At 64.5% G+C, this 14,031-nt stretch carries 10 protein-coding genes and 1 pseudogene; 6 read left to right on the top strand and 5 right to left on the bottom strand.

The genetic code is table 11. From position 1 onward, the window contains the following. Nucleotides 1-319 precede the first annotated feature (319 nt). From HWV67_RS02300 to HWV67_RS02290, 3 genes are read left to right on the top strand one after another with little or no spacing between them, the layout of a single operon-like run. Nucleotides 320-1,717: a purple acid phosphatase family protein gene (locus tag HWV67_RS02300; protein WP_175649736.1), complete on the top strand. Its 1,398-nt coding sequence runs from the start codon at nucleotides 320-322 to the stop codon at nucleotides 1,715-1,717. Between the two features lie 53 nt (nucleotides 1,718-1,770). Then, nucleotides 1,771-2,691, top strand: coding sequence for a GGDEF domain-containing protein (locus tag HWV67_RS02295; RefSeq protein WP_175649735.1), 921 nt, complete (start codon nucleotides 1,771-1,773; stop codon nucleotides 2,689-2,691). Further along, nucleotides 2,688-3,707, top strand: coding sequence for an AraC family transcriptional regulator (locus HWV67_RS02290; protein ID WP_110972130.1), 1,020 nt, complete (start codon nucleotides 2,688-2,690; stop codon nucleotides 3,705-3,707). The genes HWV67_RS02295 and HWV67_RS02290 overlap by 4 nt, the downstream gene beginning before the upstream one ends. A gap of 108 nt (nucleotides 3,708-3,815) precedes the next feature. Here HWV67_RS02290 and HWV67_RS02285 read toward each other — a convergent pair whose 3' ends face one another. The 3 genes from HWV67_RS02285 to HWV67_RS02275 form a co-directional block, all read right to left on the bottom strand. Then, on the bottom strand, nucleotides 3,816-6,293 hold the full coding sequence (locus HWV67_RS02285) for a TonB-dependent siderophore receptor (protein ID WP_175649734.1): 2,478 nt from the start codon (nucleotides 6,291-6,293) through the stop codon (nucleotides 3,816-3,818). Between the two features lie 106 nt (nucleotides 6,294-6,399). Next, nucleotides 6,400-7,341, bottom strand: coding sequence for a FecR domain-containing protein (locus HWV67_RS02280; protein ID WP_175649733.1), 942 nt, complete (start codon nucleotides 7,339-7,341; stop codon nucleotides 6,400-6,402). A 3-nt stretch (nucleotides 7,342-7,344) separates the two neighbouring features. Continuing rightward, nucleotides 7,345-7,854, bottom strand: a complete 510-nt coding sequence (locus tag HWV67_RS02275) for a sigma-70 family RNA polymerase sigma factor (RefSeq protein ID WP_175649732.1) — start codon at nucleotides 7,852-7,854, stop codon at nucleotides 7,345-7,347. 271 nt (nucleotides 7,855-8,125) lie between these two features. Between HWV67_RS02275 and HWV67_RS02270 the strand changes: the two are divergent. Next, a pseudogene (locus HWV67_RS02270) lies at nucleotides 8,126-9,536 on the top strand (purine-cytosine permease family protein). Nucleotides 9,537-10,073: 537 nt separating this feature from the next. On the opposite strand, the gene argE reads toward HWV67_RS02270, so the two are convergent. Beyond that, on the bottom strand, nucleotides 10,074-11,237 hold the full coding sequence (gene argE, locus HWV67_RS02265) for an acetylornithine deacetylase (protein ID WP_175649731.1): 1,164 nt from the start codon (nucleotides 11,235-11,237) through the stop codon (nucleotides 10,074-10,076). After that, nucleotides 11,230-11,907 carry a DUF1028 domain-containing protein gene (locus HWV67_RS02260; RefSeq protein WP_110970183.1) on the bottom strand — a complete coding sequence of 226 codons (678 nt, stop codon included), beginning with the start codon at nucleotides 11,905-11,907 and terminating at the stop codon, nucleotides 11,230-11,232. The genes argE and HWV67_RS02260 overlap by 8 nt, the downstream gene beginning before the upstream one ends. 283 nt (nucleotides 11,908-12,190) lie before the next feature. On the opposite strand from HWV67_RS02260, the gene HWV67_RS02255 reads away from it, so the two are divergent. Continuing rightward, nucleotides 12,191-13,510, top strand: a complete 1,320-nt coding sequence (locus HWV67_RS02255; protein WP_175649730.1) for a flavin-containing monooxygenase — start codon at nucleotides 12,191-12,193, stop codon at nucleotides 13,508-13,510. Continuing rightward, nucleotides 13,510-13,920 carry a RidA family protein gene (locus HWV67_RS02250; protein WP_110970182.1) on the top strand — a complete coding sequence of 137 codons (411 nt, stop codon included), beginning with the start codon at nucleotides 13,510-13,512 and terminating at the stop codon, nucleotides 13,918-13,920. The genes HWV67_RS02255 and HWV67_RS02250 overlap by 1 nt, the downstream gene beginning before the upstream one ends. Nucleotides 13,921-14,031: the final 111 nt, after the last annotated feature.

Genomic DNA, 14,031 nt, shown 5'->3' with positions numbered 1-14,031 from the left:
GTGTGTGGCAGATCTGTGACAGGGATTTTTGTGGCGGTCGGATCGGGGCTTTTTTACCGGATTTTGCCGGTGTTCTGGGCTGAAATGACCTCCTTCTGGATTAGCGCTTCATCGTTGGCAGGCCAGCTCCCTCACAATACGGACATGCTCAGAACCTTGTGGGCGCTGGCTCGCCAGCCATGCGGCCCGAACAGATCCCGCAAAAAACCAACATATTTTTCACATCTGCCACCACCCAAATAGACCCCCTCCCCTGTAACCCAACCGTCATTCGCCTTTGTTTCCTTGGCCGCCACTACTCATCGATCAAGGATCTTTCATGTCCCGCTTGAGCCTGCTGGCCCTCGCCCTCGCCACCTGCCTCGGCCACGCCGTTGCCGACCCGTTGCCCCACTCCCCCGGCGCACCCTACGCCGCCAGCGGCCTGGCCGATCGCATCGTGCTGACCCCGGGCGCCAACCCGGCGCGGGAAATGGCCGTGACCTTCCGCACCGACACCCGCCAGGACGCCAGCCAACTGCAACTGGCCCCGGCCCTGGACGGCCCGCAACTGGAGAAACGCGCCCGCCTGCTGGAAGGCAGCAGCCAGGCGCTGGACACCGAGAACGGCGCGGCTCTCTATCACCAGATTCGCCTGAGCGACCTGCAGCCGGACAGCGCCTACGTCTACCGGGTCAAGGGCGCCGAGGGCTGGAGCGAGTGGCTGCAGTTCCGCACCGCCGCCGAAGGCTTCAAGCCGTTCCGCTTCATCTACCTCGGCGACACCCAGAACGACATCCTCTCCATCGCCTCGCGCAGCGTCCGCCAGGCCCTGCACGCCACCGCCAACCCGGCGCTGGTGGTGCATGCCGGCGACCTCACCTCGCAGCGTGACGACTTGGTGCATGACGACGAATGGGGCGAATGGAACCAGGCCGGCGGCTTCCACTACGCCGGCGTGCCGCAAGTGGTCGCCGCCGGTAACCACGAATACCTCGACAGCCTCAACCCCGACGGCAGCGAAAGCCGCACCCTCGGCCCGCACTGGGCAAAACAGTTCGCCCTGCCGGACAACGGTGTCACCGGGCTGAAGAGCACCACCTACGTCACCGACTACCAGGGTGTGCGCTTTATCGTCCTCGACGGCACCGCCGCCCTCGACCTGAACACCCTCGACCAGCAGAGCCAGTGGCTGGAGCAACGCCTCAAGGAAAGCAAGGCGCGCTGGAAGGTGGTGGTGACCCATCAACCGATCTTCACCTGCGCCCGCCCGCAAGACACCGAACCGCTGAAAGCCGCGTGGAAACCGCTGTTCGAACGCTATTCGGTGGACCTGGTGCTGCAAGGCCACGACCACTGCTACAGCCGCCTGAGCAACGAAAACGGTCGCGCCGCAGCAAAACAGGCGCAGGCCGCCGGCAAGGTGCAGGGGCCGGTGTACATGGTCTCGGTGGCCGGGTCGAAAATGTACGGCGTCAACGACCGCGCGCGTAAACAGCCGGACCGCAGCGCCGAGGAAACCCAGCTCTACCAGACCGTCGAAGTCGGCGCCTCGCGCCTGGAAGTGCGCAGCTTCACCGCCAGCGGGCGGCTGTATGACGCCTTCGACCTGACCCGCGACAAGCAGGGCCGCAACCGCCTGAGCGAGCCGGCCAGACAACTGCCGGCGGAGCGCTTCTGCAACGGCGCACAAGGCCCGGACCAATTGCCGTGCAAGTCGCGGGACAAGAGTCTGTAACAGCGTTGTGATATCGGTCGGGCACGCTGGGCGGGCCCGGCCCGGAGACGTTCATGAAATCACTGCTGAAACTGCACACCCTCACCTTCGTCGGCCTCGCCGTCGCGGCCAACCTCGGCCTGCAGCTTTACCTGGCCTTCGGCGAGGTAAAACCGTGGGAGCAGATCAACTGGATGGACGTGATCGGCGAAGGCGGCTCGGGACTGATCTGGCTGATCTGGCTGGTGATGCTGATGCGCAGCCGCCCTGCCGGGCGGGTCACCCGCATGCTCGCCGTGGGCATGGCTTGCGTATGTTTTTCCTGGTGGATGGACGTGCTCGACGAATTCATTCGCCTGGCGCCCGGCGCGGTCTGGGACAACTGGCTGGAAACCGCGCCGATGCCGGTGGGCCTGGTGCTGGTGACCTTCGGCATCTATCACCTGCACCAGGAACAACAGGCGATCAACGCGCAGATGCGCAAGCGCGAGGGCCTTTTCCGCGAGCACCTGCTGTTCGACAAACTCACCCCGCTGGGCGGCGCCCAGTACCTGCGCCAGCATGTGCATCGGGCGCTGGAACAGGCCAGCCGCGAGCAACAACCGTTGTCGCTGGTGGTGCTGGATATCGACGATTTCAGCGCAGTGAATCTGCTCCACGGCGAAGCCGAGGGCGATCACCTGCTGCAAGTGCTGGCGCAACTCCTGCTGCTCAACCTGCGCCAGCAGGACGTGCTGTGCCGCCTGGCCGGCGACCGCTTCGTGGTGGTCATGCCCAACACCGGCGAAACCCAGGCGCGCTGGCTGGCCGATGAGCTGCAACAAGCGGTGGCGAGCCTGGCCCACAAGACCCGCCGCCACGGCGAGCGCCTGCACCTGCGCGCCAGCGTGGCGGTGGCGATGGCCTATGAGGACGACGTCGAAAACCTGCTCAAACGGGTCAACCTGGGCATTGCCAAAGCCAAGCGGCAAGCGCCGCACAAGGGGGCGGCATGACCGGCTACGAGCGTGACCAGCGCTTTATCATCGGGCACTTCCAGCCCGCGGCGCTGATCGACCTGGCGCTGTCCCGGGGTATCGACAGCCACCGCCTGTTGCGCGGTTGCGAAGTGTTCTACGAGGACATCAGCCAGGGCCGGGCGAAGTTCAGCCAGGAGCAATTCCTGACCCTGATCGACAACGCCAGACGCCTGCTGGATGCCGACGACAGCGCCTTCCTGTTCGGCCAGCGCCTGCTTCCCGGGCATTACGGCGAAGCCAGCCAGACCTTGTTGCACGCCGGCAACCTGTATCAGGCGCTGGAAAATCTCTGCGAATTCCACAGCCTGCTCAGCCCGTTGCTGACGCCGCGGCTGTTGCTGGAAGAACACTATCTGCACCTGTACTGGCAAGACGGCTGCGGTGCCGGCAACCAGGGGCAGTTTCTCGGCGAAGCCTGCCTGAGCGCGGTGCTGGCGATGAGTCGGCGCCTGACCGGCGAACACCTGCCGTGGCGCATTCAGTGCGCCTGGAGCGAGCCGCGACATATCGAGCAGTACTGGGTGTACCTGGGGGAAGAGGTGCGTTTCGATGCGCAGCTGACGTTGCTGTCACTGCCGCGCGAATACCTGCACCGGCCGCTGCCCGACGTCGCCACCACCCCGGGGCTGGTGGCGCGTCAAGCCTGCCTGGAGCAACTGGCTGCGCTGGAGGGCGGCGCGAGCTTTCTCGACCGCCTGTACGATCACCTGCACAGCCACATTCACGAACCGATCAACCTTGATCGCGTGGCGGCGGCGTTCGGCATGAGCCCGACCACCCTCAAGCGCAAACTGCACAAGCACGGCACCCACTTTCAGCAGCAACTGGACCTGGTGCGCCGGCATGTGGCGTTGTACCTGTATCAGATGAAGGGCTACACCAACGAAGAGGTGTGCAACTACCTGAGGTTCAGCGACACCACCAATTTCCGGCGCTCGTTCAAGCGCTGGACGGGGTTGACGCCGAGTGGGTTGGCGCGGTGGTTTGGGTAGCCGAGGTGTCTTATCGCGAGCAAGCTCGCTCCTACAGTTCCATTTAACGACCCATGGCACCGAAAAGCTGTAGGAGCGAGCTTGCTCGCGATGCCCCTTACCCCTCAATCACCAGTCATACGTCATCTGCATCGAAGCCACTCGCTCCTGCCCGTAGTAGCAGCCGAACGAGTAGTTGCAGTCCGACACATACTCTCGGTCAAACAGGTTCTGCACGTTCAGGCTGGCCTGCAAACCACGCAGGCTCGGGTCGAAGCGGCTCAGGTCATAACGCACGGTGGCGTCGTACACCACGTAGGCCGGAACGTCGAAGGAGTTCGCCGAATCGCCCGGCTTGCGCCCGGTGTAGCGCGCGCCCGCACCCACGGTCAGGCCGTCGACGCCGACGCCGGTGAAGTGGTAATCCGCCCACAGGCTGGCCGACACCGGCGCCTGGGACTCGTTGCGGTTGCCTTGATCGCCGTAGGTGCTCTTGGTGTAGAACGAGTCGATGTAGGTCGCCGCCGCCAGCAGGTCGATATTCTCGATGCTGGATTTCACCTCCAGCTCCACCCCGCGTGAACGCACTTCGCCACTCTGTGCCTGGTACTGCGGGTACTCGGTGTCGCCGGTGAGCACGTTCTTCTGCTTGACCTGGAACACCGACGCGGTGATCAGGGTCTTCTCCAGCGGCTGGTATTTCAGCCCCACTTCGTACTGCTCGCCCTCGGTCGGTTCGAAGGCTTTGCCACCCCGCTCAGGCGCGGCGGTGCCGATGGTTGGCAGGAAGGATTGCGAGTAGCTGACATACGGCGCCAGGCCGAATTCGGTGACGTAGGTCAGGCCGACACGCCCGGTGAATTTGTTGTCACGCTGCGAGGCGATGGAGTGGGCCAGCAGGTCCTTGTTGTCGATCTCGGCCCAGTCCTGGCGACCACCCACAGTCAGGATCCACTGGTCGAGGCGGATCTGGTCCTGGAAGTACAGGCCGGTCTGGCGCACGGTGTTGTCCCACTTGGTGTCGAGCACCGGGGTGACGCTGGAGCTGTCGAAGTTGTTCTTGCCGTAGAGGTTCACCGGCAACACGTTGTAGGCGTTGTAGCCATCGTACTGACGGGTGAAGTGGCGGTAGTCGACGCCGGTCAGGGTGGTGTGCTGCAGGGCACCGGTGGCGAACTTGTACTCCAGGTTGTTATCGACCGTGTAGGCGGTGTTGTGCTGGCGCCAGTCGAGCTTGACCCGGTTGGCCTGGGTGTAGTCGGTCACGTTGTTGGCGTCGGTGACGAAACTGCGCAGGTAGAAGCCCTTGTAGCGGTCGCGCACGTCGGTGTAGCGGGCGGTGGATCGGAAGCTCAGGTCGTCGCTGAAGGCGTGGCTGAAGTCATAGCCAGCGATGTACTGGTTGCGCTTGTAGTCGTTGTAGTGCGAGTCGCCAGAGAAGAAATTGCGGTCGATGCGCTCGCCATTCGGGCCACGATCAAGGGAGCCGATGCGCGGCAGCGACTGGTAGTCGGCCAGGCCGTCATCGCGCTGGACCTGCGCCAGCAGCGTCAGCGAGGTGCTGTCGTTCGGCGTCCAGGTCAGGCTGGGCGCCAGCAGCAGGCGTTCAGCATGGGTGTGGTCGACCTGATCGTTGCCCTTGCTGCTGAGCCCGATCAGCCGATAGCTGAAGGCGCCCTGCTCGTCCAGCGGACCGCTGCTGTCGAAGGCACCGTTGACCCGGTTGTAGCTGCCGGCACCGAGCTTGATCTGATTGCGCGCTTCGCGGGTCGGGCGCTTGGACACCAAGTTGATCAGGCCACCCGGCTGGTTCTGGCCGAACAGCACCGAGGACGGGCCCTTGAGCACTTCGATGCGCTCCAGGGTGTACGGATCGATCTGCGGCGCGCCGCCCAGGCTGCCGGCATACGGCACATAGGCGCCGTCGAAGTACAGCGGGGTCGGCGCGAAGCCACGGCTGGTGATTTCGTCGGCGATTGCGTTGCGGTCCGTGAAGCCGCCGGTGCTCAGGCCCGGGGTATAGCGCAGGGCCTGGGTCAGGTTGCGCGCGCCCTGGTTCTGCACCTGCTCGGCGGTGACCACGTTGATCGCCTGGGGGATTTCCAGGATCGGCGTGTCGGTCTTGGTGGCGGTGGCGCTGCGGGTGGCGACATAGCCGTCCACCGGGCCCCAGGCCGACTCGACCGCGGTGCTGTTGATGCTGGTGCTGTCCAGTTGCAGGGAACCGTCGCTGACCGCCGGCAACAGCGAGTAGCTGCCGTTGGCCTGGCGCACCACCTGCAAGCGGCTGCCCGCGAGCAACTGGCGCAGGCCGGCGTCGACGTCGTAGCGACCGCGCAGGCCCGGCGATTTCAGCCCGCGAGCGTGGGCCGGGTCGAAGGACACGGTGATGCCAGCGGTGGCGGCAAATTGAGTCAGCGCGGCGTCCAGCGACCCGGCCGGAATATCGAAGGCAGCTTCGGCGCGGCTTTCAGCCATGGCCGGCGCGACGCCCACCAGCATCACCGCTGGCGTGGCCAATGCGGCGCCCAGCAGCGCGCCATGAATGGCCCAGCTCAGCGCGGAAGTTTTCGGTGCAGCGGAAGTGCGGTCAGTGGAACGGGACATGCGGTTTCCTTTCGCCCTGTGGCAGTGATGAACGGCGTCTCTGTGGCGCCTCTACCTACAAGTCGAAGCTGGATGAGAATCGATAACCCCTGAGTGAAAATAATTCTCAGGCCGCCTCGACCCGGGTCCAGAACCGGCTGAAACGACGGATACGCACCGGCAAGGTGGTGGTCAGGTTATCGAGGACGATATCGGTGTCCGTCAGATGAAAGGCCCCGGAAATACGCAAGTCGCCAATCGCCTCGGTGCAGCCCAGATGCCCCGGTCGATAGCGCTGCAACTCGGTGATGAAGTCGCCCAACCGCCAGTCGTTGGCCACCAGCATGCCGCGGGTCCAGGCGTCGGCCTGGGATGGCGCAGATTGCAGGTCACCCATCTGCGCGGCGCTGAAGCTGAGTTGCTGACCCGCCTCCACTCGCACCGCGACCTGCGCGTCGGCGCAACGCACTTCCACTGCGTGCTCCAGCACACAAACCCGCGTGCGCTCACCCTCGCGGCGGACAATAAACCGCGTGCCCAACGCCCGCACACTGCCCTGCGCGGTGTGCACGATGAACGGCCGCGACAGCGCATCGCGCGCGGTCTCGACCAGGATTTCTCCATCCAGCAGGTTCACCTGGCGGACCTGCGCGCTGTAGCGGATATCCACCGCGCTGGCGGTGTTGAGCTGCAACTGGCTGCCGTCATCCAGACGCAGCGAACGACGTTCGCCGGTGCCAGTGCGCTGGTCAGCCAGCAGCGTCTGCATCGGCGTGCTGCGCCAGGCCAGGCTACCCGCCCCGCCCGCGACCAGCAGAATCGACAGGACCTTGAGCACCTCACGACGCCTGGCCCTGGCGCCCGCCAACGTGGTCCGGGCCAGTTGCGGCGAAACCTGCTCGAACTTGCCTTGCAGACGCCCCAGCCGTTCCCACGCCTGCTGATGCAGCGGGTCGCTGAGCAGCCAGTGCTGGTGTGCGGCGCGGGTCGCCGCGTCCGGCTCGCAGCGCAACTCCACATACCAGTGGGCGGCGGCTTCGAGGATGTTGCGCTCCAGCAAGGCGGCCATGGCCTACTCCTCCACCAGCAGCAGGCAATGGGTCAGGGCGCGCACGGCGTGTTTCTTCACCGTGGTCACCGAAAGGTCCTGGCGCCGGGCGATCTCGACGTAGCTCAGGCCGTCGAGCTGGGCCATCAGGAAAATTTCGCGGGTGCGGGCACCGAGGCCGTCGAGCAGACGGTCGATGTCCATCAGCGTCTCGATGATCTGCAGGCGGGTTTCCGGCGAAATATCCACCGGCTCCGGGCGCGCCGCCCGGGCATCGAGGTACGCCTGCTCCAGCGCACGACGACGAAACATGTCGATCATCAGGCTGCGCGCCACCGTGCTCAGGGACGCCCGCGGCTCGCGCAGGGCGGCGGCCTTGCGCAGGGTGAGCACGCGCATGAAGGTGTCCTGGGCCAGGTCCGCCGCGTGGTCGACACAGCCCAGCCGGTTGCGCAGCCAGCCGCAGAGCCAGGAATGATGATCCTCGTACAGCGAGTGCACGGCTTTTTGCAGCGAGAGGTCGACGGAAGACATGGCAGGAAACCAGGCGGTAACAAGTGGTAATGAATCTCATTTAACAGGAATAATATTACCCTTGGCAACCCTGGTGTCATTCCTCGCTTGCGCCGACCGGTCGCCCTCACCCGACGCGCTACCCCAGTTTTTTTAAGGCCTGAGAGCACATATTTACTAATTTATCCCGCGCCCGGCACCGCTCAAGATCCGCTCCAACAAGAAAAGGCACCGGCCTCGCCGATGCCAACCGAAGTACCGCAGCGTACTCATCCTTGCCTTGGAGTCCGTCATGACCAACGCAGCGTCATCCGCACCGCTTATCGAAAAACACACGATCGGCTACGTGCCGCCCGAAGATCGCCATGGAAAGGTTCGGGATCTGTTCACCCTCTGGTTCGGCGGCAACATCGCCCCGCTGCCGATCGTCACCGGGGCCCTTGGGGTCCAGTTGTTTCACCTGAATCTGGTCTGGGGCATCGTCGCCATCCTCGTCGGCCACCGGTCGGCGGCGTGCTGATGGCCCGCACTCGGCGCAGGGCCCGCAGATGGGCATTCCGCAGATGATCCAGAGCCGCGCCCAGTTCGGCTCGCTCGGCGCCCTGCTGGTGGTGGTGATCGCCGGGGTGATGTACATCGGCTTCTTCGCCTCCAACATCGTCCTCGCCGGCAAGTCGTTGCATGGCGTGGTGGACAGCGTGCCGGTGCCGGTGGGCATCGTCATCGGCGCCCTCGGTTCGGGGATCATCGGCATCATCGGCTACCGCTTCATCCACGTGCTCAACCGCATCGGCACCTGGGTGCTGGGCATCGGCATCGTGCTGGGCTTCGGCTACATCCTCACGCATATCCAGACCGACGATTTCCTCACCCGGGGCGGCTTCAACCTCTCCGGCTGGCTGGCCACAGTGTCCCTCGCGGCGCTCTGGCAGATCGCCTTCGCGCCCTATGTTTCGGACTACTCGCGCTACCTGCCGGCCGACGTGCCGGTGGCGTCGACCTTCTGGACCACCTATCTGGGGTCGGCGCTGGGTTCGAGCCTGTCGTTCGTGTTTGGCGCGGTGGCCGTGCTGGCGACCCCGGCGGGCATGGACACCATGGACGCAGTCAAACTCGCCACCGGCGCCATCGGCCCGCTGATGCTGGTGCTGTTCCTGCTCAGCGTGATCAGCCACAACGCCCTCAACCTGTACGGCGCGGTGCTGTCGCTGATCACCCTGGTGCAGACCTTCGCCTGGCGCTGGATTCCCACGGCCAAGAGCCGTGCGGTGCTGTCGGTGATCGTCTTGCTCGGTTGCAGCATCGTCGCGGTGTTCGCCTCGAAAGACTTCATCGGCCACTTCGTCGACATGGTGCTGGTACTGCTGGTGGTTCTGGTGCCGTGGACGGCGATCAACCTGATCGATTTCTACGCGATTCACAAAGGTGACTACGACATTCAGTCGATCTTCAAGGTCGATGGCGGCATCTACGGCCGCTACAACCCGCAGGCGCTGCTGGCCTACGCGATCGGCATCGCGGTGCAGATTCCATTCATGAACACGCCGCTGTATGTCGGGCCGGTGTCGGCGTACATCAACGGTGCTGATCTGTCGTGGCTGGTGGGGTTGGTGGTGACTTCGCCGTTGTATTACTGGCTGGGGAACCGCGACAGCGCGTATCGGCGGCGGCAGGTGAGTGCAAAGCTGGTGGCCGGGGTTTGAGGTAGCCTTCAGGTAGTCAAGGCACCCGCTTTCTGTGATGGAGGGCGGGTGTTTTTTTGTGGGGTTCGCGAGCAAGCTCGCTCCTACAGCGTCACCAGAAGGCCAAGCGGATATACCTGTAGAAGCGAGCTTGTCGGGGCGCCGAGCCGTCGCGAAGGGCCGCTCCAGTCGGAGTAGTAAAACACTCCATAAAAAAGCGCTGCTTGCGGTAATCCCACTCAATTAAACCAATTGGGGCCGCTTTGCGGCCCTTCGCGAGCAAGCTCGCTCCCACAACCTGCACCTTAGCTAGGCTCTGTATGAAAAGCCTTGATACTCGGTGATGCTGCGTTGAAAACAGCCTCGGAATGCTCATTTACAACCCGTAAACTCCGCTTCCTCGGCTGTTTTCGCCTTGCCTGACCTTCGTCTCAAGGCTTTTCATACAGAGCCTAGGACCTGTGGGAGCGAGCTTGCTCGCGAAGGGCTGCAGAGCAGCCCCAATATAGGTGCTGAAAGGTTAACTGACTGGCATTACTGCAAGCGGCGCTTTGTCTCTCAAGCAGGCTGCCGCAAATACTCCACCAGCCGCATCAACATCGCATCACACCCGTGCAACTGCTCCAGGCTGACAAACTCATCCGGCTTGTGCCCCTGATCCATGCTCCCCGGACCACAGACCACCGTGGGAATCCCCGCCTGATCGAACAACCCGCCTTCAGTGCCAAACGCCACAGTGCCAAACTCACTGGAGCCGCTGAGCAGCGCCAACACCCGCGCCGTTTCACTGTCAGCCGGCGTCGCCAGCCCCGGATAGGCACTCAGCGGCTGCAACCGCACCGACGTCTGCGCCTGCACAGCGCGCATCTTCGGCAGCAGTTCGGCCTCGGCATAAACGCTCAGTTCGTCCGCCACCGTCTGCGCATCAAAACCCGGCAAAGCACGTACTTCGAAATCGAACTCGCACTCCGCCGGCACGATATTCAACGCCCTGCCGCCCTTGATCACGCCGGTCTGCACCGTGGAAAACGGTGGATCGAAACGCGCATCATGCTGTTCAGGACGGGCCAGTCGCTCGCCGATCTCACCCAGCTTGCCAATCAGACGCGCCGCGTACTCAATGGCATTCACCCCGTAAGGCGCGTACGCCGAATGGCAGGCCGCGCCTTGCACCTGGCAACGCATCGCCAGCTTGCCCTTGTGGCCCAGCACCGGCTTGAGTTCAGTGGGTTCGCCGATCAGGCACATGACTGGCTTGTGAGGGCGCTGTTCCAGTGCCGCGAGCATGGAACGCACGCCCAGGCAGCCGACTTCTTCGTCATAGGAAAACGCCAGGTGCACGGGAATCTGCAACGGCTCGGCGAGAAACGCCGGCACCGCCGCCAGCACCGAGGCGATGAAGCCTTTCATGTCGGCGGCGCCGCGGCCATACAGGCGGCCCTCGCGTTCAGTCATGGCGAACGGGTCAACAGTCCAGGCCTGGCCGTCCACCGGCACCACATCGGTATGCCCGGACAGCACGACGCCACCCCGGTCCCGCGGACCCAAGGTGGCGAACAGGTTGGCCTTGGTGCCTTCGGCGTTAAGGAACAGTTCACTGTCCACGCCATGCCCGGCCAGGTAATCACGGATGAACGTGATCAATTCGAGGTTGGACTCCCGGCTGACCGTGACGAAACCGATCAAGCGGCCCAACAGCTCACGGCTGCGGGTGTCACTCATCGCCGGGCACTCCGTAGCTGGGCGCGGCGGTGGGATCAAGGGCGCGGGTGACGTAATCCTGCATCTGTGGCCGGTACGCCTGCCAGAGCGCATCGAGCTGGCCGATCGGGTCTTCGTCAGCCCAGTCCACCCGCAGGTCCACCAGCGGCCAGGTCAGTTCGCCCGCCACTTTCAGCGCCGCCGAATGTACCGGGCCGGCCTCGCCACCCGCCGCCATCGCCGCGTGCATGGCCGCCAGCAGGCGGTCGGCGAGCAGGCCGTGGCTGTTTTCGAAGGCGGCCACCATGGCCTCGATCACCTCGCGGCTGGTCAGCAGGTTGCCCGCCGCCGCGCACTGCTCGCCGGCCACGGCGTTGTGCACGCCAAGGGCTTCCTGGCCGGTGAACAGCGCCACCTGGCCATTGCTGTCGATCACCGTGACCTGGCGATATTCGCTCCAGCCGTTGGTTCCCAACACCCGCTCCAGGGCAATGCCCGGCGCGAGTTGCTGACCCTCCAGCAGGTCGAGAATCTGTGGGCCTAGGGCCGGCAGGGTGATGTTCTGCGTGGACACCGCGCCCACGCCCGCGCGTACCCATGGGCAACGCGCGCCGACGGCGATGCTGGAAGAACTGATGGCGATGCCGAGCTGCCCGGATTCCGCGCAGCGTCCGATGATGGAAAAGGTCATGTGTGCTCCTTGAGGGCCGCCCTCGCGGCCACGGGTTGCGGCTGTTCGAGCAGATGGTGCGGGACGTCCGGCAACAGGAAAACGATTAAAAATATGCTTCGGGCATAGGAAAAACCTGCCTAGCCCGGCGCAAGGCCCGTGGCGCCGGGCCTTCGCTTTTTTGTCGGCAATCCCTCGCTAATTACTATTTTCGCGAAAAACCGCCCGTCCCTAGTCTGGCCCCAGGCAACGACGGCTCCCACGACCGTCCCGAACAACAACGCCTACCAAACAGGGCATGGACATGACTTTGAACAACCTCGAAATCGACACCCTCGTCGTCGGCGCCGGACAGGCCGGCGTGGCCATGAGCGAACACCTGAGCAAGCTCGGCGTGCCGCACCTGGTGCTGGAGCGCAACCGCATCGCCGAAGCCTGGCGCAGCGGCCGCTGGGACTCGCTGGTAGCCAACGGTCCGGTCTGGCACGACCGCTTCCCGGGCCTTGAATTCGACCTCGACCCGGACGCCTTCGCCGGCAAGGACCAGGTCGCCGATTACTTCGAAGCCTATGTGCGCAAGTACGACCTGCCGATCCGCACCGGTGTGGAGGTCAAATCCGTGGTGCGCAACGCCGATCGTCCAGGCTTCACCATCGACACCAGCGAAGGCGTGATCCGCGCCAACCGCGTGGTCGCCGCTACCGGCCCGTTCCAGCGGCCGGTGATCCCGCCGATCGCGCCGAAAGACGCCGGCCTGCACCAGATCCATTCCGCCGCCTACTTCAACCCGCAACAGTTGCCCGACGGTGCCGTGCTGGTGGTGGGCGCCGGCTCTTCCGGCGTGCAGATCGCCGACGAGCTGATGCGCGCCGGGCGCAAGGTCTACCTCTCCGTCGGCGCCCATGACCGGCCGCCGCGCAGCTACCGCAACCGTGATTTCTGCTGGTGGCTGGGCGTGCTGGGCGAGTGGGACGCGGAGATCGCCAAGCCCGGTCGCGAGCACGTGACCATCGCCGTCAGCGGCGCCCGCGGCGGCCACACCGTGGACTTCCGCGCCCTCGCCCACCAGGGTATGAACCTGGTCGGCCTGACCCGTTCGTTCGACAACGGCGTGGCGTACTTCGAAGACAACCTGGCCGACAACATCCGCCGTGGCGACGAAAACTACCTGGCCCTGCTGGATGCCGCCGACGCCTACGTCGAGCGCAACGGTCTGGACCTGCCACTGGAGCCGGAAGCCCGTCGTCGCCTGGCCGACCCCGAGTGCGTGACGGCGCCGACCCTCGAACTGGACCTGGCCGCCGCCGGCGTCACCTCGATCATCTGGGCCACCGGTTACGCCGTCGATTTCAACTGGCTGAAAGTGGATGCCTTCGACGCCAACGGCAAGCCCAAGCATCAGCGCGGCGTGTCCGCCGAGCCCGGCGTGTACTTCGTCGGCCTGCCGTGGCTGTCGCGTCGTGGTTCGTCGTTCATCTGGGGTGTGTGGCACGACGCCAAGCATGTCGCCGGACACATCGCCACCCAACGCACCTACCTGGCCTACCGCGACCGCGACCAGCGCCAGGCCCCTGAAACCAGCGAATCCTCCACTGCCAAAGCCGACCTCATGGGAGTCAACTGATGCCTACTCACACCCGCGTGCGCATGTTCAACACCAAGGAAACCTACCCCAACCAGACCCTGGACAATGACCTCTGCCAGGCCGTGCGGGCCGGCAACACCGTCTATGTCCGCGGCCAGGTCGGCACCGACTTCGAGGGCCGCCTGGTGGGCCTCGGCGACCCTCAAGCGCAAGCCGAACAGGCGATGAAGAACGTCAAGCAACTGCTTGAAGAAGCGGGCTCGGACCTGTCGCATATCGTCAAGACCACCACCTACATCACCGACCCGCGTTTCCGCGAACCGGTTTACCGGGAAGTGGGCAAATGGTTGAAGGGCGTGTTCCCGATTTCCACCGGGCTGGTGGTGGCGGGATTGGCGCAGGCGGAGTGGCTGATGGAGATTGATGTGATCGCAGTAATTCCGGAGTAACCGTTTATTGGGGGCTGCTTTGTGATCCATCGCGACGGTTCGGCGTCCCGACAAGCTCGCTCCTACAGTGCGTGCTGTGAACTGTAGGAGCGAGCTTGCTCGCGATGGACC

This window comes from Pseudomonas sp. Marseille-P9899, from assembly GCF_903166565.1.
Lineage (GTDB): Bacteria > Pseudomonadota > Gammaproteobacteria > Pseudomonadales > Pseudomonadaceae > Aquipseudomonas > Aquipseudomonas huaxiensis.
This window is presented reverse-complemented; position numbering and strand designations above follow the sequence as displayed.